Raw genomic sequence first — 26,499 nt, 5'->3', positions numbered from 1 at the left:
TGATCCGCTGCCGCACCCCGAGAGCCTATCGAGGTGGGCAGCGAGCCATGCCGCCGCGTCTCCCGTCCTCCCGGACGGCCCCCACGCGTCACGTGACGCGTGAGTGCCGCCGAATCGTGTGTGTCCGGTCAGTCGCGGGTGGGCCAATAGGTGTCGGTGGCGGGCCGGCGGTTCAGCGGGGCGGCTCCGCCGTTGACCTCGGTGAGCCCGAGGTGGAAGAGCATGCCGACAGTCACCAGGCTGACGCTGACGATCAGCGGCGTGAGCAGTTGCGCGGCCCCCGCGCCGGTCGGCGGTGTCGCGTGGTGGGTGCCGATATGCATGGCATACATACCCGTGTAGTGCATACCCGCGACGGCCACGCCCATGACCAGTGCGGCGCCGACGGTGGACAGGGCGCTGCGCACGTTGAGGGTGAACCAGAGCGCGGCGGTCGCGGCGAGTACCGCGATCACCATGGACAAGGCGACGGTGGGCCAGTCGTAGCCGATCTCGACATCGGTCTTCATGGCGTACATACCGGCGTAGTGCATGGCGCCGACGCCCAGCCCGGTGACCACGCCGCCGATCAGCAGGCCGCGGTTGCCCAGTGACCGCTGCTGCGCCAGGCACAGGCCGAGCCAGACGACCACCATGGCGATCACGGCGCTGATCAGGGTGATCGGGACGTCGTACCGGATGGCCGCGCCGTTGATACGGAAACCGAGCATCGCGACGAAATGCATGACCCAGATACCGGTGCCGCCGATGGCGACCGCGGCGGCGATGAGCCACCCGTCGAACGGGGAGCCGCTGCGTACCCGGCTCATGCACCGTAGCCCCAGCAACGATCCGGTGAACGACATGACGTAGGCCACCGCCGGGGTGAGCCACCCGTAGCTGAAGTGGTCTATCTCCACCAGTAAACCTCCTCGCTGGAGGAACCCCGGGGGCCGCAGTTGCGGAACGCGGGCATTCCAAAATGGCGAACCTGCAGGAAGTGAATTTAGAGGAGATGTGTCGTAAAAAACAAGGGCCGCGATATTGACATAGACGCAGATGTGACACTCACCCGCGGGCGATCGACCTACGGCGGGGCGAACGCGGGCAGGGCTCCACCGGGTAACGCGACGAACGGGTCCGGCTATCGATCGGCACCACGGTGCCCGACGCGTAAGAAAGCGTCGCTGGAATACAGCGGGACCGTACCCCGCCCGCAGAGCGGACGGAAGAGGACATCCACGTGCCCTGCTCCGCCGCCGCCCCGGGCCGGCGCGCTCGCGGCGCCGGACGGTCGCGGTCTTCCCGTTCGTACTGTGCGCCGCCCGCCGTCGGCGTAGGCTTCGGACAACTCGAAGGAGACCCATGCCTGGCACATCCGGCCGCAGCACCCCCGTCGAACACGATCTGCCCGAGGCCGAATCGGCCGAATTCGCCGAGATCCGCAATGCGGAACGTGCCGAGGCCGCGCGCCGCAGCGCCGTCGCCGCACGGATCGTGGCCGGACACGCCACCGACGCCGCCGACTGCCGCCACCTGCTGGCGATGCTGGGTCTCGACGCCGAGGCGGGCAAACTGGCCGGCGTGCAGACCTGATCCGTGGCCCCACCGGGGCCGTGACCGGCGGGCCCGGACGGTACACGGCCCGGCCACGGGCGCGACGTACCCTCGGGTCATGCCCGCAACGGCCCTCCCACCAGACCCTCACGCCCCGCTCGCCGACCGGATCGATGAGCTGGCCGAGTTGATCGGTGACCGGCGAACGGTCGTGCTCACCGGTGCGGGAATCAGCACCGACAGCGGTATCCCGGACTACCGGGGCCCGGACTCGCCTCCGCGTACCCCGATGACCTACCAGCAGTTCGTCGGCGATCCGGTGTTCCGGCAACGCTATTGGGCGCGTAACCATGTGGGCTGGCGGCATATGGACGCCGCCCGCCCCAACGCCGGACACCGGGCGCTGGCCGAGCTGGAGCGGCTCGGCACGGTCGCGGGGGTGATCACCCAGAACGTCGATCTGCTGCACACCAAGGCGGGCAGCCGCCGGGTGATCGATCTGCACGGCAGCTACGCCCAGGTGCGCTGCCTGTCCTGCGGCGCGCGCATCTCGCGGATGGCCCTCGCCGAACAGCTGGAACAGGTCAACCCCGGTTTCGCCGTGGCCTCGGTGACCGGGCTCGAGGTGGCGCCGGACGCGGACGCCGTGGTCGAGGACACCACCTCCTTCCGTATGGTCGACTGTCGTCGCTGCGGCGGTATGTGGAAGCCGGATATCGTCTACTTCGGCGAGAGCGTCCCACCGGACCGGCTCGCGGCCGCGGCGGCGCTGGTGGCGGAGGCCGAGGTGCTCCTGGTCGCGGGTTCGAGCCTGGCCGTCCTCTCGGGGCGCCGCTTCGTGCATCGCGTCGCCCGGGCCGGCGGCTGTGTCGTCATCGTCAACCGCGGTCCCACCCGCAGCGACGAATTCGCCGCGCGCAAACTGGACGCGAGCTGTTCGGCGGTACTGTCCGGTCTGGCGCGGCGCCGCCGCGACCGCCGCGCGTAGGCTCCGGTACATGCGCAGCACACTTCTCGCGGTGCACACCGGACACACCGAGGTGGTCCGCGATATCACTGCCGAATGCGCGGATTTCACCGCTGCCGTCGGCGGCGACGGACTCCTGCATATCTTCGTCCCGCACGCGACGGCCGGAGTCGCGGTACTGGAATTGGGCGCCTACAGCGACGACGATCTCTTGGCGGCGCTGCGCGATCTGCTGCCGGCCGACGACCGCTGGCGGCACGCGCACGGGTCGCGCGGCCACGGCCGCTCCCATGTGCTGCCCGCGCTCATCGCCCCGTACGCCACCGTGCCGGTCCTCGACGGAAAGCCGGCGCTGGGAACATGGCAGTCCATCGCCGTGGTGGATGTGAACGTCGACAACCCGGACCGGCAGGTGCGGCTGTCCTTTCTCGCCTCCGCCTGAGCGCCCGGCATCGCGGGTAACGTCGCGAGCATGAGCAGTCTCGGAGTCGCCATCATCGGGTACGGGCTCGCGGGCTCGGTCTTCCACGCGCCGCTGGTGGCCGCCGAGCCGCGAATGCGGGTGGCGGCGGTGGTGACCGGGTCGGCGGAGCGGGCCGGGCAGGCCCGCGGCGAACATCCGGGAGTGCGCGTCGTACCCGATGCCGACGCCCTGTTCGCGGATCTCTCGGGGATCGACGTGGTGGTCGTCGCGTCACCGAACCGCACCCATGCCGAACTGGCCCGGCGCGCCCTGGAAGCGGGAACCGCCGTGGTGGTCGACAAACCGTTCGCGGTCACCGCCGTCGAGGCCGAGGGTCTCATCCGGTGCGCGGAGACCGCGAAGCGGATCCTGACGGTATTCCACAACCGGCGCTGGGACGGCGATTTCCGGACGGTGCGCGCGCTCGTCGGCGACGGCGCGCTCGGGCGGGTGCGGCGTTTCGAATCGCGTTTCGAACGCTGGCGTCCGGTGCCCAAGTCCGGCTGGCGGGAGACCGGCACCGCCGCCGACGCGGCCGGTATCCTCTACGATCTCGGCAGCCATCTGGTGGATCAGGCGCTGCGCCTGTTCGGCCCGCCGACCTCGATCTACTGTGAGCTCGATACCCGGCGCCCCGGCGTGCGGACCGAGGACGACATGTTCCTCGCCCTCACGCACGGCGGCGGGGTTCGATCCCATCTGTGGGCCAGCGCGGTCGCGCCGCGGCTCGGGCCGCGGTTCCGGGTACTGGGCGATGAGGCGGGGTACGAAGTGTACGGGCTGGACCCGCAGGAGGCGGACCTGCGCGCGGGCCGCCGCCCGGGGGACGGAAAGCCGTGGGGCGCGGTGGTGCCCGGTGACTACGGGGTCCTGGGGGCGGACCCGGAGGGCAGGGCCCACCCGACGCTGCCGGGTGACTATCCGGCCTTCTACACCGCCTTGGCGGATGCGATCCTCGACGGCGCGCCGGTGCCGGTCGATCCCTACGATGCCCTCGCCGGTCTGCGGATTCTGGAGGCCGCCCGGGAATCGGCCGTTTCCGGCACCATCGTCCATCCCTGATCGGTCCGGATCGCAGCCGGTCCGCCGTTCACCGCCGGGGCCGGACCGGCCGGATCACTCAACTGAGGGCAGATTGCCGCAGTTTCCTCGGCCGGATACCGCCGAAGTGCGGGCACGGCCCGCCGCGGCGGGCCATGATGGAGACATGACCACCTCCACGTCCCCTTCCGGGGCCCTCGCCGCCCGGAATCTGCTGCGAACCTGCCCGCTGTGCGAGGCGGTCTGCGGCCTGGAGCTCACCCTGGACCCGCAGGACCGGGTGACCTCGGTGCGCGGGGACAAACAGGACCCGTTCAGTGCCGGGTTCCTCTGCCCGAAGGGCGCCAGCTTCGGCAGTCTCGACAACGATCCCGACCGGCTCACCGAACCCATGATCCGGGACCGCGCGACCGGCTCCTGGCGCACCGCCGGCTGGGACGAGGCCTTCGATCTGATCGCCGAACGTATCCCGGCGATCACCTCCGCGTACGGTAATCAATCGGCCGCGCTCTATCTGGGCAACCCGAACGCCCATACCGTGGCCGGTACCCTGTATGCCCCGGCGTTGATCCGGGCGCTCGGGACGAAGAACCTGTACTCGGCCAGCACCGCCGACCAGATGCCCAAACAGCTGGCCTGCGGGCTGCTGTTCGGCGACCCGCTGGCGGTGCCGGTGCCCGATCTCGATCGCACCGACCACCTGTTGATACTGGGCGCGAACCCGCTGGAATCCAACGGTTCGGTCTGCACCGCCCCGGATTTCCCCGGCCGCCTGCGGGCGCTGCGGGCCCGGGGCGGACGCCTGGTGGTGGTTGATCCGCGCCGTACCCGGACCGCGGCCCTTGCCGATGAACATCTGTTCGTGCGCCCGGGTTCGGATGCCTATCTGCTGTTCGGCATCGTGCATACGTTGTTCGACGAGGAACTCACCGCGGTGCAAGTCGAGGTCGAGGGACTCGACGAGGTCCGGTCCGCCGCCCGGCGGTTCACCCCCGAGGTCGTGGCCGGACGTACCGGGGTGCCCGCCGAGACGGTCCGCCGGCTGGCACGCGAACTCGCCGCGGCGCCGACGGCCGCGGTCTATGCCCGGATCGGTACCTGCACCGCCGAATTCGGCACTCTCACCCAGTGGCTGGTGGATGTGCTGAACGTACTCACCGGAAATCTCGACCGGCCGGGTGGCGTCATGTTCGCCACCGCCGCGGCCCGGGGGATCGTGCGCACCAAACCGTTCCGGCCGGGCCGGTGGCGCAGCCGGGTGCGGGACCTGCCCGAGGCCATGGGGGAACTGCCCGTCGCCACCCTGGTGGACGAGATCACCACGCCCGGCGACGGGCAGGTGCGGGCGCTGATCACGGTCGCGGGCAACCCGGTACTGTCCGCGCCCAGCGGCACCCGGCTGGACGAGGCGTTCGCGGGCCTGGACTTCATGGTCAGCGTGGACCGCTATCTGAACGAGACCACCCGGCACGCCGATGTCATCCTGCCGCCACCGCGCCCGGTGCAGTCCCCGCACTACGATTTCGCGCTGCTGCAGTTCGCGGTCCGCAACTACGCGCGGTATTCGCCCCCGCTGGTCCCCCTGGGTGACCGGCCGTCGGAGGCGGCGGTCTTCGTGCGGCTCGGCGCGGCGGTGAGCGGGCAACCGCACAATCCGACCGCGGATTTCGATCCGCTGGCCGCGTTCGACGAGTTCGTGCTGGCCGATACGCTGAACCGGGCCGGCCTGGCCGGACGCCGCCACGAGCTCCTCGGGCGCACCAGCACCGAGCAGCGGCTGGACCTCATGCTCCGGCTGGGACCGTACGGAGAGTGGAACGGCGGTGACCTGACTCTGCGCACCCTGCTGGACAATCCGCACGGAGTGGATCTGGGTCCGCTGCGGCCACGGCTGACCGAGGTGCTGCGCACCGCGTCCGGGAAGGTGGAACTCGCCCCGGCGCTGTTGCTTTCCGATACCGAGCGGTTGCGCGCCGGACTGGATACCGCCGCACCGGATCTGGTGCTCATCGGGCGGCGGCATCTGCGCTCGAACAACAGCTGGATGCACAATGTGGCGCGTCTGGTCAGCGGGACGAACCGATGCACCCTGCAGATCCATCCCGACGATATCGCCCGGCTGGGCCTGCGTGACCACGCGATCGTGAAATCCGCGGCGGGGGCGCTCACGGTGGCGCTGGAGCCCACCGACACGATCATGCCGGGGGTGGTGAGCCTGCCGCACGGCTGGGGGCATGCGGGGAGTACGCAGCAGGTCGCGTCCGAACATGCCGGGGTCAACGCCAATGCGCTGACCGATGATTCGGTGCTTGACGTGCCGTCCGGGAACGCGGTGTTCAACGGTGTCCCGGTCACACTGACGCCCGCCTGACACTCTGGGACGGTCGGCGGTGCCCGGCGTCGGTGACAGGTAGGGCACGGTCCCGGGACGATTGATCCGCCGGTTCGGGGCCGCGTCAACCGGATTGAGTTCGGGCAGTGGCCCTATCGATCGAATATCGGTCAATCTTCCCGATCGGCGCCGCGATGTTGATAGTCTGAGACACGAATCACTATCAGTGATACCGGATGCCGCCGATGTGTCTCCCCGGCGAAGCGGAGCGCAGCGCGAGGAGTTGTGATGGCCCAGGTCCGCGTTCCCACGACGGGGCGGCCGCCGGCGGCCGGGTCCGCGTGGTTCGCGGAGAGCGCTCGTACGCTGGGCCGGGTCGTGCGGCTCGGCGTCCGGGCCGGGGTCTCGATAGTCGCCGACAGTGCGCGCCTTCGCTTTCCGCTGCGCGAAGCGGTCGTCCAGGCATGGTTCTTCGTTTCGGTCTCGCTGCTGCCCGCGATTCTGATCTCGTTGCCGATGGGAGTGGTGATCGCGGTCCAGGTCGGCAGTATCACCGATAACGTCGGCGCCGCGTCCATGGCCGGAGCCGTCGGCGGGATGGGGGTGATGCAGCAGATCGCGCCCCTGGCCGCCGCGCTGCTGGTCGGCGGTGCGGGCGCCTCGGCGATCGCCTCGGATCTGGGGTCGCGCACCATCCGCGAAGAGATCGATGCCCTGCGCACCATGGGAATCGACCCCCTGCGCCGGCTGGTCGCACCACGGGTGGTGGCGATGACCGTGGTGGCGCCGATGCTCTCGGTGATCGTGATCCTGATGAGTATCGCGGCGAGTTTCCTGGTGGCAGCGCTCGTCCAGGGGGTCGCGCCGGGCTCGTACTGGTTGTCCTTCGGCAGTTTCGCCTCGGTACTGGACCTGGTGATCTGCCTGGTGAAGGCAGCCGTATTCGGCTACCTGGTGGCGGTGATCGCCTGTCAGCGCGGGCTCGAGGTCCACGGCGGGCCCAAGGGCGTCGCGGACGGCGTGAACGCGGCGGTCGTACTGGGTATTCTGGTCTGTCTCGCCGTGAATCTGGTACTCACCCAGATCGTGCTGCTGTTCGTGCCATTGAGGTTTCTCTGATGGCGGCGGGGATGGGCCGGACCACCGCGCCGACGCCGTACCGGCCCGCGGGGTTGCGCTGGACCCGGTATCCGGGACGCGCGTGGGCGCCGGTGGATTCGCTGGGACATCAGCTGCAGTTCACCTATCTGGTCTGCCGGGGCCTGGGGCACGCGCTGCGGCGCCATCGGCGGCAGGTGGTGCTGATCTTCACCGATCTGGCCTGGGGTGGCGGGCGTTCGGTCGTGGTGGGCGGCGGAGTCGCCCCGGTGATGGTGATCATGGGTGTGGTCGCCGGCGCGATGGTGGGACTGGTGGGTTTCAGCGCCCTGGACACTCTCGGCGTGGGTCCGCTGGCGGGTGCCATGTCGGCGCTGGCCAATCCGCGTGAACTGGCGCCCCTGGTGGCGGCGGTGGGTTTCGCCGCCCAGGCGGGCTGCCGGATGACCGCCGAGATCGGGGCCATGCGGATCTCCGAGGAGATCGACGCGCTCGAGGCGAGCGCCATCGACCCCGTGCCCTATGTGGTGTCCACCCGGCTGCTCGCCGCGGTGATCACCGTGATCCCGACCTATCTGATCGGCCTGGCGCTCGGTTTCCTCACCACCGACCTGACGGTGACTCTGGTGCACGGCGCCGGTTCCGGCGCCTACGGCCACTACTTCCAGATGTTCGTCACCCCGATCGATCTCGTCTTCTCACTGGTGAAGGTGGTGGTCTTCGTGGTGCTGACCACCTGCGTCCACGCCTATTTCGGGTTCTACGCCTACGGCGGGCCCGAGGGCGTGGGGGTGGCATCGGGCCGGGCCATCCGGGCGAGCCTGGTACTGATCGCACTCGGCGATATGGTCCTCACCGTTGCCATGTGGGGCTTCTCCGCGGATATCAGTTTCACGGGGTGAGCCGATGACCACAGCAGCACTGTCCCTCTCACCGCGCGGCCCGGGCCGCGCCGGACTGCGATGGCGCGGCCTGGCGGCGATCGTGGCCGTGGCCGTCCTGGTGACCGGCTGGGTCCAGCTGCGGCCCGAGCCCCGGGACCGGGTGGAGTTCACCCTGGTGACCACCGCGATCGGTGACGGGGTGGAGCCGGGTACCCCGGTGCGGATGCGCGGCCTGCCGATCGGTGAGATCACCCGGATCCAGACCGATACCCGGGGACACCGGCTCACGGTCCGCGTGGCCGCGCCGCGGCTGCCGGAACTGTCGACCGGTATGCGGGCACGGTTCGTCTCGGCCAATGTGTTCGGCTCCACCGCACTGGAATTCGTCCCCGCACCCGGCGCGCCGATCGCCGCCGGCGGGGTGCTCGATATCGGCGACGGGGCGGGCAACTACACCGTCACCGGCGTGATACGCGATTCCGGCCGGGCGGTGGCGGAAGTACTGACCGCCCGGCTGTCGGATTCGGTACGCGATTCCGCGGCACTGCTCGACGCCGGCACCGCGCTGGTCTCGGCCGCGGTGCTCGTGCTGCGGGTCTGGCAGCAGACGCCGCATCTGCCGGTCGCGCAACTGACGCCGAAACTGGCCGGGATGACGGAGGGATTCGCGGCGTTCGCACCGTCGAGTCTGGGTATCCTGCACGCCCTGTCCTCGGTGACCGCACTGGACGACGACGGCCGGACCAGGCAGGCCTCCGACACCATTTCCGAGGTCTCGAATCTGGTGTTCGCCTTCGCGGGCGAAATCGTCGGCGCGCTCGGTCCCACCGCCCAATTCGTGGATATGCTGCTGGATCTGGTGATCCCGATGAACCGGAGCATCCAGGGGGTCACTCCGGGACAGGTACAGCGCCTGATCGACGGGATGGGCGGGGCGCTGCACCGGCGCGACGGCGCCACCGTGCTCGATACCGAACTCCTGCTGGACCTGCCCGCGTTCCGCTTCCCGCTCCAACTGGCCCCGGCGGGTGCACCGTGACGACTCCCCGCGCCGCCGCCGTACGACTGCTGTTACTGCTGGTCGTCGTCGTGCTCATCGTGATCCTGGTGGTCCAGGCCATCCGGCGCCCCGTGGACGGGGAAACACTGACCTACCGCGCCGATTTCGGCGATGTGTTCGGGTTGCAGACCGATGCCGATGTCCGCCTGCGGGGCGTGCAGGTCGGCAAGGTGACCGGTATCGGGATCACCGCGCAATTCCGCGCCGAGGTCGGGTTCACCCTGCAGGAGCGCTACCGGCTGCGTGATACCGACCGGCTCGCGGTGAAGATGCAGAACCTGACCGGGCAGCGGTATCTCGAACTGGTCCGCGGCGCCGATACCGGAACCTACCTCGATCCGGGCGATCCGGTGACCGGCACGGTCGATTCGTTCGATATCACCGTGGTGTTCAACGGTCTGCGGCCACTACTGCGCGATGCCGACCCCGAGGTCTACAACCGGCTGGCCCGCAATCTGGTCGCGGTGATCGAGGGGGACGGCGACGATATCGCGCCGCTGCTCGCCGATATCGCGGAACTGTCCGGCTACGCGGCCGACCGCACCGCCGTGCTGTCCGCGATCGTGCACAATCTGCACACGCTGTCCGGGCAATTACGCGGCCGCTCGGGCAATCTCGAGAACATCCTGCGCGTCTTCCATTCGATCTTCATGCCGGTGGCCACCCGGATGGCGGAATTCCTGAGCCTGATGGAGAAGGGCTCCGTGGAGATGACGGAGGTAGTGCGGACCGCGGACGCCCTGTCGCGGTTGCTGCTCGGCGCTGTCGACAGCCAGGATCACCTCACCGAACGGATCCGTCAGGCCATACCGGACAGCGCCGCGGCCGTCCGGTCGCTGTCGGTACTGCCCGGCCTGCTCGAATCACTGAACGCGCTGATCCCGTCCACCGATCCGGCGCGGCAGTGCTCGGCGGGCGCGCTGCCCGTCCCCGTCGAGGCCGAGGTCCTGGTGGCCGGCCGTCCGGTGACCGTCTGCCGGACGGGGAGGTGAGGGGTATGTGGACCTCGGCCGGTAGTGCGGCGTGGCACGGTGGCGGTGAGTTCCCGGGCGCTCGCGCGCAACTCGTGTGGGCGCTGGTGAGCGTGGTGGCGGTCCTCATCGCCGCCACCACCCTGGGTGTGCTGTATCTGCGGCCACCCGGTCACACCACCTACCACGTACTGCTCGCCGAATCCGGCGGCGTGCGAGCGGGCGACGGTGTACGGATCGCCGGCGTGGCCGTCGGACGCGTGCTGGCGGTGGAACTGACCGCGGATGCCGTCGATGTCGAATTCACCGTGGCCACCGCGCACCGGATCGGCGACGAGACCTCGGTCGACGTCCGGATGCTGACCCCCGTCGGCGGTACCTACCTCGCCCTGCGGCCGTCGGGCGCCGGCCCACTGCGCGAGCCGATCCCGGCCGAGCGGGCCCGGCTGCCGTTCCTGGTCACCGATCTGATGCCCGCCGCCGGCGCGGTGGCCGCGCGGGTGGACACCACCGCTCTGCGCGCCGCCGTCGACGGCGCGGGCCGGGCGCTGGCGGACGCCCCCGGCGCGGTACGTGATGCGGTGACCGGCCTGGGCACGGTGGTCGACGCCATGGCCGAGCAGAAACAGCAGATCGAGGATCTGCTCGTCCTGTCCGACGAATACCTGGCGGCGGTCCGTGACAACCAGAGCCTGGCCACCGAGGTGATCCGGGCCTATGCCATCCTGGGCCCGCAGATCGTCGCCGCGCGCAGCAAGGTGGAGATCTTCGCCGACAAGGTCACCGCGGTCGTGGGGCTGCTGTTCGATTTCCTCAGTGGGCCCTACGCCGAACGGGTGGAACCACTGCTGCCGCCACTGGAGCAGACCCGCGACACCAGCAGGCAACTGCTGGCCGATGTCGACGCCGTTCTCGGTGCTCTCACCACGACCGTGACGAAACTGTCCGAGCTGGCCGGCCCCGAGGGGCGCGCCCTGGTGGACCAGAGCGGACTCACCGTCGCGCCGCGCCCGGTATGCGTCCCGGTCCCGGGAGCGGGGTGCTGATGATGCGGAAGACGCTGCGCTGGTGGATGATCGCGGGTACCGCGGCCGCCGTGGCCGCGGTAGCGGTGCTCGCGCCGGTGGTGACGGCGAGCCGGCAGCACCGGGTTCCGGTGTGCGCGGTATTCGATACCACCTTCGGTCTCTACACCGACGCGCCCGTGACCGTCCGCGGGATCGAGGTCGGCGCCGTGCGGTCGATCGAGCCGCGGCCCGGGGATGTGCTCGTGCGGATGACCGTGGACCGCAGCCTGCCGGCCGATGTCCGGGCTGCCGTCGTCGACGCGTCGCTGCTGACCGACCGGCGGGTCGAACTGGTCGGCGTATCGGCGAGCGGCCCGCGGCTGGCCGCCGGTACATGCATCACCGCCACCGCGACACCGGTCGGGGTATCGGAATCCCTGCGGTCCTTCGGCGCCGTGCTGGAGGAGCTGACCCGGCCCGCCGCCGACGGCGCGCTGCCGGTGCGCGACCTGCTCGCCGGCGCCGACCGCGAACTGTCCGGGCTCGCTCCCGAGGTGCGGCGCCAACTGCGTGACGTCGCCGATCTGCTGGCCACCCCGGACACCTTCGTCGCGCAGCTGGGCCGCGTGATCGACCACAGCGCGGAACTGAGCCGCTTCGTGAGCGCCGAATGGGCCGAGATCACCACGGCCCTGACCACCTTCGGCCCCGGGCTGGCGCTGCTGGAGCAGACGCTGGTCATCGTGAAGCTGCTGGTGGGCAAACTCGCGGCCGCGCTGGGCCCGATGGACCGCCTGTTCAACCAGCACTTCCCCTACCTGATGGAGGTGCTGGAGTCCTCGATTCCGCTGGTGACCATGGCGCGTATCCGGGCCACCGACTCGCAGGAGATATTCGCGAAGATCCCGGGAGTGGTCACCATGCTGCGCTCGATGGCCGGTACCGGGTCCGGTGCGGTGGGGATCGACTACCGCGCGCCCGCGGCGGAGGTCCCCGCGCTCGATCCGGTGGCGCTGTGTGCCCGGGTGAATACCGTCGCGCCCGGTGAGTGCGCGGCGGTCGCGGCGCATACCGCCCGGCTGCCGTTGCCGTTGCTGGTGCTCGAGGCCGCGGGAGGCCCGCGATGACCGCCGGACTCCGGCTGCTGGTGGCCCTGCTACTGCCGGCCGCCCTGCTGGCGGGGTGTGGATTCGATCCCGGCGACCATGCCCTGCCGGGCACCGGGGTCGGCGGACCGACCTACCGGTTGCTGCTGGCCTTCGATTCGGTACTCAGCCTGCCGGCGGGTGCGCAGGTGCGCAGCGAGGGCGCCCGGGTGGGGGTGCTCACCGGTGTGGAGTTGCGTCCGGAGGCGGCGGTCGCGGAGATCGAGGTGGGGGAGTCGGTGCGGCTCCCGGTGGGCACCCGCGCCGAACTCCGGCGCACCACGGTGCTCGGCGATGTGCATATCGCGCTGGTCCCACCACCGGACGCAGCGCCGGATGCGGTCCTGCGCGACGGCGACACCATCCCGCTCCCGGATACCGATACCGGTCCGCAACCGGAGGAGATGCTGGCCCGGATAGCGATTTTCGTCAACGGCGGCAGTGTCACCCGCCTGCAGGACGCGATCGCCCGGCTCGATACCGTGCTGCCCGAACCGGCCGAGACCCGGGAGATGACGGCGGCACTCGGCGCCGATCTGGCCGGTGCGGCCGCCACCACCGGGGAGATCGACCGAATTCTGCTGGCCACCCGCCAGATGTCGGATGAACTCGACCGGATGCGCGCGGAAGTGGGTTTCGTCTTCTCCGAGACCGCCCGGCAGCGGCTGGACCGGGTGCCGGAGTTCATGACCGCGGTGCTGAACGTGGTGATCGACGTGGAAACCCTGACCACCGGCCTGGACTGGTTGATTCCCCGGCTGCCGCATCTCAATACGCAACTGGAACAGCTCGCGGTGCTGTTACGCGAACCCTCCCCGGATCCGTCCGAACTGCGTGGAAACGCCGGCCGCGTGCTGTCCCTCGCGCAGACCGAACTGGTGCCGTTCCTGCGCGATCCGCGCATCGATCTGCGCACGGTCACAGTGGCCGGTAACGAGGGACCGGCGGTGGACGCCCTGGTCGTCCTCGGCATGATCGGAGCACTGCCGTGACCCGTATTCCCGCCTGGCTCTCCGGTGTCATCCTGTCCGTGGTCCTGATATCGGGCAGCGGCTACCTGGTGGTCGGGGTACTGAGCATGGATCCATTCGAGGACCGCAGGTCACTGGTGCTCGACACCGCGGCGACCGGCGGTCTGCGCGCCGGGTCCGAGGTGGTGTATCGCGGGGTGGATATCGGCCACGTCGACGCCGTCGAAGCGGTGCCCGGAGGCGTCCGGATCACACTGTCCTATGACGGCGACTACCGCGTCCCGCGGGACAGCGCGATGCGAGTGGAGAACCTGTCGGCACTCGGCGAACCGGTGTTCGCCTTCTTGCCCACCGGTGCGGGGGAGCCGTTCGGTGACGCTGCCTACCTCGCGAACGCCGAGGTCGAGGTGCCGCTGTCGGTTCCGGAACTGATGCGCACGAGCGCGGCACTGCTGGATCAGGCCGATCCGGCCGTCCTGGCCCGGCTGGTACAGGGCTACGCCGATACCGTCGCCGGTGCCGGTGCACTGGCACCTTCGATCGGCCGCGCCGCCGACCTGCTCGCGGCCACGCTGCTGCGGTACCGGCCCGAGATCGCCGAGACCCTGGTGAACCTGCACCGGATCATGCCGGAGACGGACTGGGTGGGCCCCACCCTGCTCGCCGCGCCCCCGCAGCTGGACGCCTTCGGCGACACGCTGGGTGTGTCCTACGAGTACCTGTTCGAGGGGTCGGCCCTGCTGCGGGGCAAGGAGATCATGGGCTCCTGGCGCGAGGAGGAGGACCGCCTCGTCGATTTCCTCCGCCGCCTCTCTCCGGAACTGGGTGCTCTCGGGGTGGCATTGCGCCCGGTCTCCTCGGCGGTGGGCCCGCTGCTGGGCGAGGTCGATACGGCCACCCTGCTCGACTACGCGCTCGGTGCGCTCCCCGGCGACCGTCTCCGTGTCGAATTGTCCCCGCCCGGCCCGACCCCCGCGGCACCGGGAGAGAGGTAGCGCTATGCCCCCACCGACGACACCTCGTACCGAGGGCGAGCCCGTCACCGGACCCGAATCGGCTGGGACGGCGGCCGCGGCGGATCCCGCCGACCGGTCCGTGGCCCGACCGGAAGGCCCGCGGACCATCGCGATCCGGTTGCCGCGGCTGCGCCGTCCCACTGTCCCGGTCCTGGTGGCCGTGCTCGCGGTAACGCTGGCGGTGGTGTGCGCGGGACTGTGGCGGTTCGACGGCTCCCGCGGGGAACTGGCCGATCTGCGGTCCCAGCTGGCGACCGACCGGCATGCCGAGGAAGTCGCGGGTGACTACGCCCTGCGGGTGTCCCGGGTCGATTTCGGCGACCTCGAGGCCTGGCGCGGGGCTCTGCGCACCGGGGTCGGTGCCGAACTGGCGCCGCGGCTCTCGGCCGCCGTGGATGTGGTCGGCCCCTGGCTGACCCAGATGGAATACCGCGCCACCGGCACACTGCTGGCCGCGAAGGTCACCGCCCGAGAGGGCGATTCGTACACGGTGGCGGCGTTCGTGGAGATGCGGTCGACCAGCCGTCAGACCCCCACCGGGGTCACCGCGACCGCCGCCTACACCGTGACCCTGAACCGCGCCGCCGACTGGACCATCACCGATGTCGGCGGTTCGGGGCTCGCCCCGGCCGGTGCTCCCGAACCGGGCACCGCCGGACCGCCGGACACCCCGGCGCCGCCCCGCTGATACCGAACACCCGAGGAGAACACGATGACGACAGCCCCAGAAACCCCGCCCCGTATCGCCGCGTCCGCCCATCTCGGCGCGGAGGAACCGCTGGAACTCGTTCCGCTGGATTCGCTCACCGCCGAGATGGTCGGGCACTGGACCTATCTCATGATGGAGGGCGCGGCCTTCGCCATGCAGGGCCTGCATCCGGTGATCCGGGAGGTCACCGACCGCTATTCCGTCGCCAAGACCGATCCGGGCGGCCGGGCGGTCCGCTCGGTGGATTCGGTGCTGCGCTGGACCTACGGCGGGCTCGAGGCCATCCAGGACGGCCGCCGGCTGCGGTCGCTGCACGCGCCGCTGAAGATGAGGAGCACCGAGGGCAAGCAGATCAGCGCCCTCAACCCGGGCGCCTACCAGTGGGTGATCGCCACCGCCTACGTCACCACCGCCAAGGCCGGGCCGCTGCTGATGGGCCGGGAGTTCCGCGACGACGAACTCGAGGAACTGCTGCGCGACAACATCCGCCTGGCCCGGATCCTGCAGGTGCCGATGAAGGGATATCCGCGCACCCGGGCCGAATTCGACGAGTACTACGAACATATCGTCACCGAGGTGCTGACGGCCGACGACGAGGTGCGCGAACAGTACCGTCAGCTGCGGACCGGCGATCTGGAACAGTTCCGGGCCATGGGCTTCCCGGCCGGGGCGATCGCTCGCCGGCTCGCCAAGCCGATGCTGCGGTTCAACTATCTGTCCATCGTCGGGCTGCTCGACCCGCGCTTACGCGATTTGATCGGGGTGGAGTGGACCGCGGCCGATCAGCGCAGCCTGGAACGTGCGTACGCGGTGATCCGGGCGGCCTACCGGGTACTGCCCGACCGGCTCACCTATTTCCCGATCGCCTACCACGCGCGCAAGCACCATCAGCAGATCCAGAAGATGAAGAACCGGGAGCTGAAATCCGCCGCCTATACGGTCCGCCCGCGCCAGGACACCCCGCGCGATCCGATCACGGTCATCCCCGGCTGATCGCGCGCTCAGGTGCCGCCCGGATGCGGATAGAGCAGCGGCGCGAGGTAGCGCCGGGCGAATTCGCGTGCCGCGTCGGCGTCGCCGAGCGGTAGGACGCCGCGCGGATTGGCGATGAACGAGATGGTGAGCCGGACGAACAGTTCGGCCACCACCTCGGGATCGAAACTGCCGAGTTCGCCGCGCTCCTGCCAGTAGGACAGGAACCGGGCCACCAGATCGCGGCCCTGGGCGACGGCGTCGTCACCGGTGAGGAAAGCGGTGAGCTGACCGGCCCCGCCCGAGGCCCGCAGGCTCCGGGTGAGTAGCCGGGGCGCGGTGGCCTCGCCGACGAACGCGGCGAACATATCCGCGAGCGCGCCCACCGGTCCGGCGGAGCGGTGCATGGCGTCGGCGACGATCGTCGAGACCCGTTGCGATTCGGCCATCAGCGCGTAGCGCACGATGGCGGATTTGGTGCCGAAACGCCGGTACACGGTGGCCACGCCGACTCCCGCGACCTCGGCGATGCGCACCATGGTGGTGTCCTCGAAGCCGTGGTCGGCGAAGCATTCCCGGGCCGCGTCCACGATACCGCGTGATTTCGGGTCCAACTGCTGCAGTTCGGCCCACGGTGCAGCGGCTGTTTCCATTCGTCCGAGCCTACCGGCTCACCCGCGCGCCGCGGACCCATGCCGATACCGCCCGCCCGGACAGCGGACCGTGGTGCCCCGGGTCACTCCGGTGATAGAATGAAGGGGTTCGAACTATCATTCTCACTGTCTGAGGTGACGAGATGGCGATCAACGCAACGGTGCGCACCGCCGAACAGTCCGCCGACCCCCGGATCCGGCCCGAGGTCATGCGTGAATTCCGCAAACATTCCGGAAGTGTGCTGGCGGGTGTGTTCGCCGGTGCCGCGTTCGACCAGGTAGCGCTGGTGCCGGTGGCGGCCGCGGTCGACCGCACCGGCCGGTTCGCCGCCAATTTCGCCGATCGCGGAGTGCGCAGCGGAGCCTCGGCGATGATCGCGCTCTGGGGTGACTCCGACGATCGCCGCGCCGAGGCGGACTGGCTGAAGCTACGGCACCGCGATGTACGCGGTACCGGGGCGGGACAGTTCGACGACGTCAAATACAGTGCCCTGAACCCGGTCATGTGGAAATGGATCGCGGTCAGCGGCATCTTCGTCGTCCTCAATACCTTCACCTACTGCACCGGTACCGAATTGAGTCCGGAAGAGGAAGAGGCCGGCTACCTGATGCTGCGGGAGGCGTTCGCGGATCTGGAATTGCCCAGCGCCGCAGGCAAACTCCCCGCCGATCTCGCCGAGGCGCGCGAGTACTACGACACCATGGCCACGCAGGAACTGGCATCGAACCCGTTCCTTGTGGAGAAGTTCGCCGGCCTCACCCGGCTGCCACTGCCCACCCTGGGCCTGCCGCCCCTGGCGCGGCGGGCGCTGAATCCGGTGTGGCTGGTGGTGCGTCCGGTGGTGGGGCATGTGATCCAGGTGTGCTCGTCCAAGGCGATGCATCCGGCAGTGCAGGAACTGACCGGTTTCGAACTCGTGCCCCGCCACGATCAGGAGTTCGCTGTCTATGTGCGCCTGCTGCAATGGGCCTGGCGCAATCTGCCCGACCGGGTACTGCTGCAACCACTGGCCTACAACCGATTCCAGTACGAGAAGATGGTCCGGGCGCTGCGCGGGTTCGGCCTGGAATCGTTCGCGGTCCCCGCGGACCGGTCCTGAGCGAGAGGTACGACCGGTGTCGCAACTCGAGAAGGAGCCGGCGGCCGACGCCGGGCTGCGTCCCTGGACCCCGGATTCGCTGAGCCGGCGCCGCGGCGTCGACTGGAAGACCGCGCTGGCGAGCCGGGCGGTGCTGCTGCTACAGGTCGCGCACCCGGTGGTCGGGGCAGGGGTGGCCGACCATTCGGAATTCCTGTCCGACAGGTGGTCCCGGATCCGCTCGACCGCGGCCTCGGCGCGCCGGTTCAGCGGGCTCGAGGGCCCACGCGCGGCGATCGACGAGGGCGAGCGGCTGCGCCGGGTGCACCGCGATATCCGGGGTGTCGACGCGCTCGGCCGCCGGTATCACGCGTTGAACGCCGACGCCTACCTGTGGGTGGCGGCCACCGGCTACTGGGCGAGCGCGGTCACGCGCCGGGTGCACGGGCAGGTGTTCGACGCCGTGACCGAGGACGCCCTCTACGCCGAGTGGACCGATCAGGCGCGGGTCCTGCGGATCCCGGACCGGGTGATCCCGGCCGACCGGGCCGCGTTCGGCACCTATTTCGACCACACCGTCGCCACGGTGCTGGAACGTAACAGCACCACCGACCTGCTGCTCGAACTGGACCGCCACCCGATGCCGCCCCACCCGGATTTCACGCTGCCCACCTGGGCGTGGAATCTTCCGGCCGTGCCGCTGGCGGCGCTGCTGCGGCTCACCACCGCCGGATATCTGCCGCCGATACTGCGTCCGCGGCTGGGTATCGAATGGTCACACGAGCGGGCGCACCGATTCGACCGCGTGGTCGCCGCGGTCGCACTGCTCGACCGGGTGCTTCCGGAACGGGCCCGGCACCCGATGGCGCGGCCCACCGCGGCGGAAAAGGCCGCCGGCTGTCCGCATTCGCAGGGCGATTCGTAACCGCTGCCACCGGCGCGACCGGGAGCCGGTCGCGCCGCACGATCCGGGAGCAGCCGCTGGTGCGGGCCGCGGCCTCCGGTCAGGACCGGGCGCGCAGGAAGCGCCCGGTCCGTACGGTACCCAGAGCCGGGGCGGCGGTGCCGCCGCCGAACACATAGCGGCCGCCGATGTACACGGCGGCGACCGCGGCATCGTTGCGGTTGACCATGCGCGGCAGGCCGCCGTACTGGGCCACCGGGCTCTCGGCGTAGCCGTCCAGGGCATCGTCGAGACCGGCCGGATCCACGATCACCACATCGGCGCGATCGCCCTCGCGCAGCCGGCCCGCCTCGATGCCGTACCAGTCGGCGAGCTCCCCGGTGAGCCGGTGTACCGCCCGCTCGAGCGGGATGACCGGTGCGCCCGCCCGCTCCGCCAGATACATCCGGCGCAGGAACCGGAGCCCGAAATTGTAGAAGGCCATATTCCGCAGATGCGCGCCCGCATCGGAGAATCCGAGCTGGATACCCGGGTGCGCGGCGAACCGGTCCAGTACCTCCGGCCGGTGGTTGGAGATGGTGGTGCGCCAGCGCAGTTTCGTCCCGTGTTCGAGCACCAGGTCGAGGAAGGCGTCCACCGGGTGCACCCCACCCCGGCCGACGCCGACCTCGCCGAAGGTCTTGCCGATCACGGTCTCGTCCGGGCAGTCGACGATCTCGGCGTCGAAGAAGTCGCGATGCCAGACCCGCATCCCGAACCGGGCGTCGTAATCCTTGCGGAACCGGCGCCGGTAGCCCTCGTCGGCGAGCAGGGCGTCGCGTTCGACCCGGTCGGCCAGATGCAGGGCGGCCGCGCCGGAACCGAATTCCTCGAAGATCACCAGATCGATACCGTCGGCGTACACCTCGAACGGCACCGGCAGATGCTGCCACCGGAAATCGGCGCCGAGCGCGTTCACCAGCCGGGCCAGATAATCGATGAGGAATACCGCGAACGGATTGGCCTTGATATCGGCCGCGGACAGCAGGGTGGTCTTCAACCGGCGCCGTCCTACGCCGAGACTGGCGAAGATCATCGCGCCGAGACTGCGCGGTGAGGTGATATCGGGACCACCCTGCAGAATCCGGCCCCGGCGGCGCAGGATGGCATTGAGCCGCCGTCTTTCGCGACCCTTGGCATAGGTCGACGGAAGCGTCCTGGACCGGCAGGTTTCGCCGTCTACCTTGTCGAACAGCAGTTGTTGCGCCGACATCCCGACGAAACCGGCGTCGAGTGCCTCGTGCAGGGCGGCCTCCATCGACGCGAGTTCCGCCCGGGTGGGCCGCACATCTTTGCGGGTGGCCCGGTCGAGCCCGAGGCGGGCGGTGCGGATATCGGAATGCCCCAGCATGGCCGCGATGTTCGGGCCCAGCGGCAGCCGCTCGAGCGCTGCGGCGTATTCGCGGGCGGAGGTCCAGGTGCGGGTGTCGGCCAGGGTGTCGATCACGTGGCCGCGCGGAATGGCCTCGACCCGGCCGAAGATATCGCCGGCCCCGGTCGGGTCGATATGCACCGTGGACAGCGAACACGAACCGAGCAGCACGGTGGTGATCCCGTGCCGCACCGATTCCGACAGCGACGGCGTCTTCAGCACTTCGATGTCGTAGTGGGTGTGGATATCGATCATCCCGGGCAGGACCCATTTGCCGTGGGCGTCGACGATATCCGGGCAGCCGGTCTCGTCGAGGGGCGCCTCCGAGACCGTCACGACCCGGTCGCCGCGGATACCGAGATTGCGGATCGCCGAGGGCGCACCGGTCCCGTCGAACCAGCGGCCGCCCCTGATGATCGTGTCGTAGCTCACACTCTCATTGCAACTGGTCGGATGACCGGAGTCAAGGGGAGGCCGCCGGGCGCAGCGCCGCCCGGCGGCCGGCGCTCAGTCGGTCCGGACCTCGGACCGGTCGTCGCTCCACAGGGTGTGGTACTTGCCCTCGGCGTCCACCCGCTCGTAGGTGTGCGCACCGAAGAAATCGCGCTGCGCCTGGGTGAGCGCGGCGGGCAGCCGGTCCGCGCGCAGCGCGTCGTAGTACGACAGCGAGGACGCGAACGCCGGAACCGGAATACCCAGCAGGGTCGCGGTGGCCACCACCCGGCGCCAGCTGTCGATCGCGGTCTCGATGGCGTCGCGGAAGTACGGGGCCAGAATCAGGCTGGGCAGGGCCGGATCGGTTTCGTAGGCCTCCTTGATCCGGTTGAGGAACCGGGCGCGGATGATGCAGCCGCCACGCCAGATGGTCGCCAGGTCACCCGGGGTGAGGTTCCAGCCGTATTCGGCGCTGCCCGCCGCGATCTGATCGAAGCCCTGCGCGTAGGCGACGACCTTGGAGGCGTACAGGGCCTGGCGGATGTCCTCGGTGAACTGCGCGATATCGGTGGGCTTGGCGGCGAGCGTACCGGAGGCGAGGCCCTCGGCCGCCGCGCGCTGCCCGCGCGAACCCGACAGCGCCCGGGCGAATACGGCCTCGGCGATGCCGGTGACCGGAACACCCAGGTCGAGTGCGGATTTGACCGTCCAGCGGCCGGTGCCCTTCTGCTCGGCGGCATCCACGATCACATCGACGAGCGGTTTCCCGGTTTTCGCGTCCACCTGGTTCAGAACCTCGGCGGTGATCTCCACGAGGTAGCTCTCCAGATCGCCGGAGTTCCACTGGGTGAAGATATCGGCGATCTGCTTGGGGTCGAGGTCCAGCGCGGCGCGGAACAGGTGGTAGGCCTCGCCGATGAGCTGCATATCGGCGTACTCGATACCGTTGTGCACCATCTTCACGAAATGACCGGACCCGTCGGGCCCGATATGGGTGCAGCACGGCGTACCGTCGACCTGCGCGGCGATCGACTCCAGCAGCGGGCCCAGCGATTCATAGGACTCCGCCGGTCCGCCGGGCATGATCGAGGGGCCGTTGAGCGCGCCCTCCTCGCCGCCGGAGATACCGGCGCCGACGAAGTTCAGGCCCCGGGCCCGCAGCGAGGCCTCGCGCCGGATGGTGTCGGTGTAGAGGGCGTTACCGCCGTCGATGATGATATCGCCGGGCTCCATGGCGCCCGCGAGTTCCTCGATGACCGCGTCGGTGGCATCACCGGCCTTCACCATGATGAGCACCCGCCGCGGTTTTTCCAGGGCGGCGACGAACTCCGCGACCGTTTCGGTGCGGACGAAATCACCGTCGCCGCCGTGCGCGGCGAGCAGCGCATCGGTTTTGGCGACGCTGCGGTTGTGCAGGGCCACGGTGTAGCCGTGCTTGGCGAAGTTACGGGCGATATTGCTGCCCATCACCGCCAGGCCGGTGACCCCGATCTGTGCACGCGCTGTGGAGGACGCCATGAACCAGCTCTTTCCTTCGGCAGTTCCAACGGGTTGCGGCGGTTCTCACCGGTGCCGCCGCGACGGTCGTGACGACCGCCGGCGAGCGCACCGACCACCTCTGCCCTTTCTACCGGGTGGCTCCGGCCCGGTGCGCGCAGACCCGCCGATAAGCCGCCCCCGCCCTGCCGGGGCCAGTGGTGCGCCACGGCGGGCACCGGGCACCCGTGGTGTCGCGGCGCCGCGACCGGGTCCATCGCCGCCGGTGTAGCGGGTGCGCTGCCGGAAACCCGGAAACAGACTCCGCCACTGAGGTTTACGGTGCCGCAGTGGGTACCCGGAGACTGTGCGGTACAAGTGTTTGCTCGCCTCGGCGAGCGCGGCGGTCGTCGCCGCGGCGTTTCTGTCCCTATCCCCCCAGGCCACGGCCGGACCCGGGCCGCGCGTGCAGGCGGAGCGGCCGCTGGACGGTCGCGCGATCCAGGTCGAGGTGTACTCCCCGGCGATGGACACCGTGATCACGAACCGGGTCATCCCGGCGGCCGGGGGTGGCCCGGCGCCCACCGTGTACCTGCTGACCGGTATCGGCGGCGGTACCGACGGTATCTCCTGGTGGGACAACACCGATGTCCGCCAGTTCTTCGCGGACAAGAACGTGAACGTGGTCATGCCGGTGGGCGGCGCCTACAGCATGTACACCGATTGGCAGGCCGACGATCCGGCGGTCGGACGGGCCCGCTGGCAGACCTATCTCACCCGGGAGCTGCCCGCGGTGGTGGACGCGCGGTTCGGCACCACCGGCCGCAACGCGGTGGCCGGGGTGTCGATGAGCGGCGGATCGGCGGTGGATCTGGCCATCCAGGACCCCGGCCGGTACCAGGCGGTCGCCTCCTTCAGCGGATGTCCCTGGGCCGCGGATCCGGCCGGGATCGCGATGGTGAGTGCCCAGGTGGTGCGCGGTGGCGCCAACCCGGCCAATATGTGGGGCCCGCCCGGCGCCGCGGGCTGGCAGGCCCACGACGCGTTCGCGCACGCGTCCCGGCTGGCCGGTAAGACCGTCTATCTGTCCGCCGCCTCCGGTGCTCCCGGTGCGATCGACCGGGGTTGGGGATTCCCGCCGGTGGAGGCCGTCGCCGATGCCTGTACCGCGGCGTTCGCCGCCCGGCTGGGGCAGCTGGGTATCGGCGCTGTGCACGTGGACCGGCCCGCCGGGGCGCATACCTGGGGGCAGTTCGAATACGACCTGCACGATTCCTGGCCCCACCTGGCCCGGGCCATCGGCGCCTGATCGCCGCCGACCGGCTCGGAATCCGGGCGGGTCGTCCGGTGGCCGTACGGTACGCGTCCCCGGCGATCGCGGCCGGATTCGGTGATCATGGAGTCATGAAGGAAGCGCGGTGCACTTGGTGCGCGGGGACCGAGCTGGAAGCCGGCTTCCTCGAGGATCGCGGGGAAGGCGCGGGCGGACACGTCCGCTGGGTACAGGGCGCCCTGGAACGAGGGATCTTCGGCGGCGCCAAACGATTCGGGCGGCCGCGCCGGGCCGTGGATGTCTACCGGTGCGTGCGGTGCGGCCACCTCGAGATGTTCACCCGGCGCGAATCGGAATGATCGCGTGGCGCGGGGCCCCCGCGGCGGAGACCGCACGAGAGCCGACCGCGGGATCGGTGTTCCTCGCGCGTCCATGGGAGGCGTCACAGGATCGTGGCCCGGCCATGGCGGGATCGGCCGGCGTGGGCGAGGATGGACAATCTGATCGAGAAGGCCGGGCCCGGGCGCGGCCGGGACGGGGATCGCGATGGACGCCGGAGCGCAGGGGACAGGCCGTGCTCGTCACCGGGGATACCGCCGATGACCGCGGGCTGGGATCGGTTCCGGCTGTTCAATATCGGTGATCTGCTGGTGCACCGGGGCCGCACCCTCATATCGCTCACCGTGATGGCGGTCTCGTCGGCTCTGCTGGTCGCGGTATTCGGTATCTCCGGTTCGGTGACCGGTTCGGTGGACAAACTGGTCGCCGGTCTCGGCGGGACGGCCGAGCTCGAGGTCAGCGGTATCACCGACGCCGGATTCGGCCAGGATCTGCTGGCACCGATCGCGGCGACACCCGGAGTGAAAACGGCAGTCCCGATGCTGCGCGCGCAGACCGCGGCGGACGAGAACAGGGCCCTGCTCATCGGCGCGGACGCGCGGATCGCCGAACTGGGCAGCTCGCTCACCGGATCGCTGGGCGATCAGGCGGCGAAGCTGCTGACGGTCCCCGGCGGCGTGCTCACCGGCGCGGCCATGGGCTACCGGGAGGGCGATACCTTTGCGCTGGGCGCTGGTACCGCGACCGTGGCGGGCATCCTCGACCCCGACGGCGCCGGGCAGCTCAACGGCGGGTATCTGATCGCCACCACCCTGGTCACCGCGCAGAAGCTCACCGGCCGGCCCGGACAGCTCGATTCCATCCAGGTCATCGCCGAACCCGGTACCGATACCGCCGCGCTGCGGGCGGCGCTGACCGATACCGTCGCCGGCCGCGCGGTCGTCGCCGATCCCGGCCTGCGTGCCGCGCAGGCCGGGGGCGCCGTGATGATCATCCGATATTCGACGTTGATGGCAGCCGCGGCCGCGCTCGTCGTCTCGGCGTTCCTCATCTACAACGCGATGGCCATGGCGATCGCCCAGCGCCGGCCCACCCTGTCGCTGCTGCGGGCCATCGGCGGGCGGCGGCTGCCGGTGATCCGCGACCTACTGGCCGAGGCGGTGCTGGTCGCCGCCCTGGGCGGACTGGTCGGCGCCGGGGTGGGCATCCTGATGGGCCGGATCGCGATCGACCGGCTACCGGCCGCGATCGTGCAGTCGGTGGAGGCCCGGACCGAATACCAGGTACCCGGATACGCGGTTCCGGTCGCGATCGGGCTGTGTGTCCTGGCCAGTGTGCTGGCTTCGGCGCTGGCGGCCCGCGCGGTGTACCGGGTGCAGCCGATCGAGGCGCTGGTGCCGGTGGGCGCGGCCGTCACCGATACCGTGCGTCCCGCGGTTCGCCGGGTGGCACTGGTGCTCGGTCTGGTCATGGTGGCGGCGTCGATCCAGCTGGCGCGGACGGATCTGGGCATATGGTCACTGGCCTCTATCTCGCTGTCGTTCGGGGCGGCGATCGTGCTCTGTTTCGCCGCCACCGACCCCATCGTCCGGGCGGCGGGAGCGATCGCGCGCTGGTTCGGTGGTCCGGGAGCGCTGGGCGCGACCACGCTCGAGCGGGCGCCGCGCCGGGTGTGGGCGACCGCGATGACGGTACTGATCGGGGTGGCGGCGGTGGTGTCCACGGGCAGCGCCACCCGCAATGTCGTCGATTCGGCGGGACGGAGTTTCGAGAATCTGGCCGCGACGGATTTCTGGGTGACTCCGGGGTCGATGGCGCAATTTCCCACCGGGCCGCTGCTTCCCGACGGGCTCGAGGAGCGGCTGGAAAGCGTAGCGGGGGTGGAGTCGGTGAATCCGGCCCAGTTGGCGTTCGCGAGCGTGGGTGCCGGACGCGTGCTGCTGCAGGGCTTTCCGGCCTCCGCCGACAACACCCGCCTCAGTGCGGAGATCACACCGGAGGTCGGCCGCCTGCTGGTCACCGGCCAGGGGGTGGTCGTCTCCCGCGATGTCGCACGCTCGCTGGGCGTATCCGAGGGCGATCTGGTCACGCTGCCCACTCCGACCGGCCGGCATCAGGTGCGGGTACTGCAGGTGATCCCGTACTTCTCCGCGATCGCCGGCGTCATCATGATGGATCTCGACCGGATGCGCGGCTGGTATCAGCGGCCGGGGGAGACCACCCTCGCCGTGGATCTCGCCCCGGGCGCGGATCCGGAGACGGTGCGCGCGGCGCTGCGGGAGGTGGTGCCGCCGGATCTGTATATCGACTCCGGCCGGGAGGCCGTCGAGGCGACGGCGGGCAGTCTGCGGCAGGGCACCGCGCTGGCCACCAATATCCTGTGGATCGTGGTGCTGGTCGCCACCATCGCCCTGCTGAACACCCTCATGCTGTCGGTCCTGGATCGCCGCCGCGAGATCGGTGTGTTGCGGGCGATGGGCACCGGCCGGCGTTTCCTGCTGCGATCGGTGCTGGCCGAGGCGGCCGGGATCGGCCTGGTGGGTGCGCTGCTGGGTCTGCTGACCGGGGCGGCGGTGCAATATCTGTCGGCCGTCGCGATCGGGCACGCCCTGACCATCGATGTCGTGTACGAGGCGAGCCCGCTGCTGGTCGTCTACGGTGTCGTGGCATTGCTGCTGGCGCTTCTGGGTTCGATACCACCCGCGGTGCGGGCGTCGCGGATGCCGATCGTGGAGGCCCTGGCGGTCGACTGAGGGC

The 26,499-nt window shown here is 70.1% G+C and carries 24 protein-coding genes; 20 read left to right on the top strand and 4 right to left on the bottom strand.

Annotated elements, in window-relative coordinates:
• Positions 1-128: 128 nt before the first annotated feature.
• Entirely contained in the window at positions 129-899 is a 771-nt protein-coding gene (locus tag ACWDU1_RS01490; protein ID WP_449994878.1) for an MHYT domain-containing protein, read from the bottom strand.
• A 445-nt stretch (positions 900-1,344) separates the two neighbouring features.
• On the opposite strand from ACWDU1_RS01490, the gene ACWDU1_RS01485 reads away from it, so the two are divergent.
• The 15 genes from ACWDU1_RS01485 (at position 1,345) to ACWDU1_RS01415 (ending at position 16,193) form a co-directional block, all read left to right on the top strand.
• Positions 1,345-1,575, top strand: a complete 231-nt coding sequence (locus tag ACWDU1_RS01485; protein WP_449994876.1) for a hypothetical protein — start codon at positions 1,345-1,347, stop codon at positions 1,573-1,575.
• Positions 1,576-1,654: 79 nt separating this feature from the next.
• Positions 1,655-2,524 (top strand): Sir2 family NAD-dependent protein deacetylase, encoded by an 870-nt coding sequence (locus ACWDU1_RS01480; protein WP_449994874.1) that lies wholly within the window; start codon positions 1,655-1,657, stop codon positions 2,522-2,524.
• A gap of 10 nt (positions 2,525-2,534) precedes the next feature.
• The gene (locus ACWDU1_RS01475; protein ID WP_449994872.1) at positions 2,535-2,945 is read left to right on the top strand and encodes a YjbQ family protein; all 411 of its coding nucleotides are present in this window, start codon (positions 2,535-2,537) and stop codon (positions 2,943-2,945) included.
• A 30-nt stretch (positions 2,946-2,975) separates the two neighbouring features.
• Positions 2,976-4,028, top strand: a complete 1,053-nt coding sequence (locus tag ACWDU1_RS01470; protein ID WP_449994870.1) for a Gfo/Idh/MocA family protein — start codon at positions 2,976-2,978, stop codon at positions 4,026-4,028.
• A gap of 145 nt (positions 4,029-4,173) precedes the next feature.
• Positions 4,174-6,378, top strand: coding sequence for a molybdopterin-dependent oxidoreductase (locus ACWDU1_RS01465; protein WP_449994868.1), 2,205 nt, complete (start codon positions 4,174-4,176; stop codon positions 6,376-6,378).
• A gap of 249 nt (positions 6,379-6,627) precedes the next feature.
• On the top strand, positions 6,628-7,458 hold the full coding sequence (locus ACWDU1_RS01460; protein ID WP_449994866.1) for an MlaE family ABC transporter permease: 831 nt from the start codon (positions 6,628-6,630) through the stop codon (positions 7,456-7,458).
• Positions 7,458-8,339 (top strand): ABC transporter permease, encoded by an 882-nt coding sequence (locus tag ACWDU1_RS01455; protein ID WP_449994864.1) that lies wholly within the window; start codon positions 7,458-7,460, stop codon positions 8,337-8,339. Before ACWDU1_RS01460 ends, ACWDU1_RS01455 begins: the two co-directional genes overlap by 1 nt.
• Before the next feature lie 4 nt (positions 8,340-8,343).
• Positions 8,344-9,360, top strand: a complete 1,017-nt coding sequence (locus ACWDU1_RS01450) for an MlaD family protein (protein ID WP_449994862.1) — start codon at positions 8,344-8,346, stop codon at positions 9,358-9,360.
• Positions 9,357-10,373: an MlaD family protein gene (locus ACWDU1_RS01445; protein ID WP_449994860.1), complete on the top strand. Its 1,017-nt coding sequence runs from the start codon at positions 9,357-9,359 to the stop codon at positions 10,371-10,373. Before ACWDU1_RS01450 ends, ACWDU1_RS01445 begins: the two co-directional genes overlap by 4 nt.
• A gap of 5 nt (positions 10,374-10,378) precedes the next feature.
• The gene (locus ACWDU1_RS01440) at positions 10,379-11,398 is read left to right on the top strand and encodes an MlaD family protein (protein ID WP_449994859.1); all 1,020 of its coding nucleotides are present in this window, start codon (positions 10,379-10,381) and stop codon (positions 11,396-11,398) included.
• Positions 11,398-12,486 (top strand): MlaD family protein, encoded by a 1,089-nt coding sequence (locus tag ACWDU1_RS01435; RefSeq protein WP_449994857.1) that lies wholly within the window; start codon positions 11,398-11,400, stop codon positions 12,484-12,486. Before ACWDU1_RS01440 ends, ACWDU1_RS01435 begins: the two co-directional genes overlap by 1 nt.
• Entirely contained in the window at positions 12,483-13,496 is a 1,014-nt protein-coding gene (locus ACWDU1_RS01430) for an MlaD family protein (RefSeq protein ID WP_449994855.1), read from the top strand. Before ACWDU1_RS01435 ends, ACWDU1_RS01430 begins: the two co-directional genes overlap by 4 nt.
• Complete coding sequence (locus ACWDU1_RS01425; RefSeq protein ID WP_449994853.1) at positions 13,493-14,470, top strand: MlaD family protein; 978 nt, start codon at positions 13,493-13,495, stop codon at positions 14,468-14,470. Before ACWDU1_RS01430 ends, ACWDU1_RS01425 begins: the two co-directional genes overlap by 4 nt.
• A 4-nt stretch (positions 14,471-14,474) precedes the next feature.
• Positions 14,475-15,179, top strand: coding sequence for a hypothetical protein (locus ACWDU1_RS01420; protein WP_449994851.1), 705 nt, complete (start codon positions 14,475-14,477; stop codon positions 15,177-15,179).
• A gap of 24 nt (positions 15,180-15,203) precedes the next feature.
• Positions 15,204-16,193, top strand: a complete 990-nt coding sequence (locus tag ACWDU1_RS01415; protein ID WP_449994849.1) for an oxygenase MpaB family protein — start codon at positions 15,204-15,206, stop codon at positions 16,191-16,193.
• 8 nt (positions 16,194-16,201) lie between these two features.
• Here ACWDU1_RS01415 and ACWDU1_RS01410 read toward each other — a convergent pair whose 3' ends face one another.
• A complete protein-coding gene (locus ACWDU1_RS01410; protein WP_449994847.1) occupies positions 16,202-16,825 on the bottom strand; it encodes a TetR/AcrR family transcriptional regulator in 624 nt (207 codons plus the stop codon).
• A gap of 143 nt (positions 16,826-16,968) precedes the next feature.
• On the opposite strand from ACWDU1_RS01410, the gene ACWDU1_RS01405 reads away from it, so the two are divergent.
• Both ACWDU1_RS01405 and ACWDU1_RS01400 read left to right on the top strand, forming a co-directional pair.
• Entirely contained in the window at positions 16,969-17,925 is a 957-nt protein-coding gene (locus ACWDU1_RS01405; RefSeq protein WP_449994845.1) for an oxygenase MpaB family protein, read from the top strand.
• Between the two features lie 16 nt (positions 17,926-17,941).
• Positions 17,942-18,829, top strand: coding sequence for an oxygenase MpaB family protein (locus ACWDU1_RS01400; RefSeq protein ID WP_449994843.1), 888 nt, complete (start codon positions 17,942-17,944; stop codon positions 18,827-18,829).
• Between the two features lie 79 nt (positions 18,830-18,908).
• Here ACWDU1_RS01400 and ACWDU1_RS01395 read toward each other — a convergent pair whose 3' ends face one another.
• Positions 18,909-20,651 (bottom strand): N-acyl-D-amino-acid deacylase family protein, encoded by a 1,743-nt coding sequence (locus tag ACWDU1_RS01395; RefSeq protein ID WP_449994841.1) that lies wholly within the window; start codon positions 20,649-20,651, stop codon positions 18,909-18,911.
• A gap of 75 nt (positions 20,652-20,726) precedes the next feature.
• Positions 20,727-22,172, bottom strand: coding sequence for an NADP-dependent phosphogluconate dehydrogenase (gndA, locus tag ACWDU1_RS01390; RefSeq protein ID WP_449994839.1), 1,446 nt, complete (start codon positions 22,170-22,172; stop codon positions 20,727-20,729).
• 325 nt (positions 22,173-22,497) lie between these two features.
• Between gndA and ACWDU1_RS01385 the strand changes: the two genes are divergently transcribed.
• From ACWDU1_RS01385 to ACWDU1_RS01375, 3 genes are all read left to right on the top strand, one after another.
• Positions 22,498-23,439, top strand: a complete 942-nt coding sequence (locus ACWDU1_RS01385) for an alpha/beta hydrolase (RefSeq protein WP_449994837.1) — start codon at positions 22,498-22,500, stop codon at positions 23,437-23,439.
• Between the two features lie 95 nt (positions 23,440-23,534).
• Entirely contained in the window at positions 23,535-23,762 is a 228-nt protein-coding gene (locus ACWDU1_RS01380) for a hypothetical protein (RefSeq protein ID WP_449994835.1), read from the top strand.
• 240 nt (positions 23,763-24,002) lie between these two features.
• The gene (locus ACWDU1_RS01375; protein ID WP_449994833.1) at positions 24,003-26,495 is read left to right on the top strand and encodes an FtsX-like permease family protein; all 2,493 of its coding nucleotides are present in this window, start codon (positions 24,003-24,005) and stop codon (positions 26,493-26,495) included.
• Positions 26,496-26,499 lie beyond the last annotated feature (4 nt).

This window comes from Nocardia sp. NPDC003345 (assembly GCF_053589395.1).
The sequence above is the reverse complement of the archived record's forward strand: the minus strand, read 5'-3'. Positions and strand labels throughout refer to the sequence as shown.

Coding starts and splice junctions, on each gene's coding strand:
- ACWDU1_RS01410 (WP_449994847.1), bottom strand. CDS start 16,825: ATGGAAACAGCCGCTGCACCGTGGGCCGAACTGCAGCAGTTGGACCCG.
- ACWDU1_RS01460 (WP_449994866.1), top strand. CDS start 6,628: ATGGCCCAGGTCCGCGTTCCCACGACGGGGCGGCCGCCGGCGGCCGGG.
- ACWDU1_RS01415 (WP_449994849.1), top strand. CDS start 15,204: ATGACGACAGCCCCAGAAACCCCGCCCCGTATCGCCGCGTCCGCCCAT.
- ACWDU1_RS01440 (WP_449994859.1), top strand. CDS start 10,379: ATGTGGACCTCGGCCGGTAGTGCGGCGTGGCACGGTGGCGGTGAGTTC.
- ACWDU1_RS01430 (WP_449994855.1), top strand. CDS start 12,483: ATGACCGCCGGACTCCGGCTGCTGGTGGCCCTGCTACTGCCGGCCGCC.
- ACWDU1_RS01475 (WP_449994872.1), top strand. CDS start 2,535: ATGCGCAGCACACTTCTCGCGGTGCACACCGGACACACCGAGGTGGTC.
- gndA (WP_449994839.1), bottom strand. CDS start 22,172: ATGGCGTCCTCCACAGCGCGTGCACAGATCGGGGTCACCGGCCTGGCG.
- ACWDU1_RS01480 (WP_449994874.1), top strand. CDS start 1,655: ATGCCCGCAACGGCCCTCCCACCAGACCCTCACGCCCCGCTCGCCGAC.
- ACWDU1_RS01465 (WP_449994868.1), top strand. CDS start 4,174: ATGACCACCTCCACGTCCCCTTCCGGGGCCCTCGCCGCCCGGAATCTG.
- ACWDU1_RS01450 (WP_449994862.1), top strand. CDS start 8,344: ATGACCACAGCAGCACTGTCCCTCTCACCGCGCGGCCCGGGCCGCGCC.
- ACWDU1_RS01405 (WP_449994845.1), top strand. CDS start 16,969: ATGGCGATCAACGCAACGGTGCGCACCGCCGAACAGTCCGCCGACCCC.
- ACWDU1_RS01375 (WP_449994833.1), top strand. CDS start 24,003: ATGACCGCGGGCTGGGATCGGTTCCGGCTGTTCAATATCGGTGATCTG.
- ACWDU1_RS01470 (WP_449994870.1), top strand. CDS start 2,976: ATGAGCAGTCTCGGAGTCGCCATCATCGGGTACGGGCTCGCGGGCTCG.
- ACWDU1_RS01455 (WP_449994864.1), top strand. CDS start 7,458: ATGGCGGCGGGGATGGGCCGGACCACCGCGCCGACGCCGTACCGGCCC.
- ACWDU1_RS01435 (WP_449994857.1), top strand. CDS start 11,398: ATGATGCGGAAGACGCTGCGCTGGTGGATGATCGCGGGTACCGCGGCC.
- ACWDU1_RS01485 (WP_449994876.1), top strand. CDS start 1,345: ATGCCTGGCACATCCGGCCGCAGCACCCCCGTCGAACACGATCTGCCC.
- ACWDU1_RS01380 (WP_449994835.1), top strand. CDS start 23,535: ATGAAGGAAGCGCGGTGCACTTGGTGCGCGGGGACCGAGCTGGAAGCC.
- ACWDU1_RS01420 (WP_449994851.1), top strand. CDS start 14,475: ATGCCCCCACCGACGACACCTCGTACCGAGGGCGAGCCCGTCACCGGA.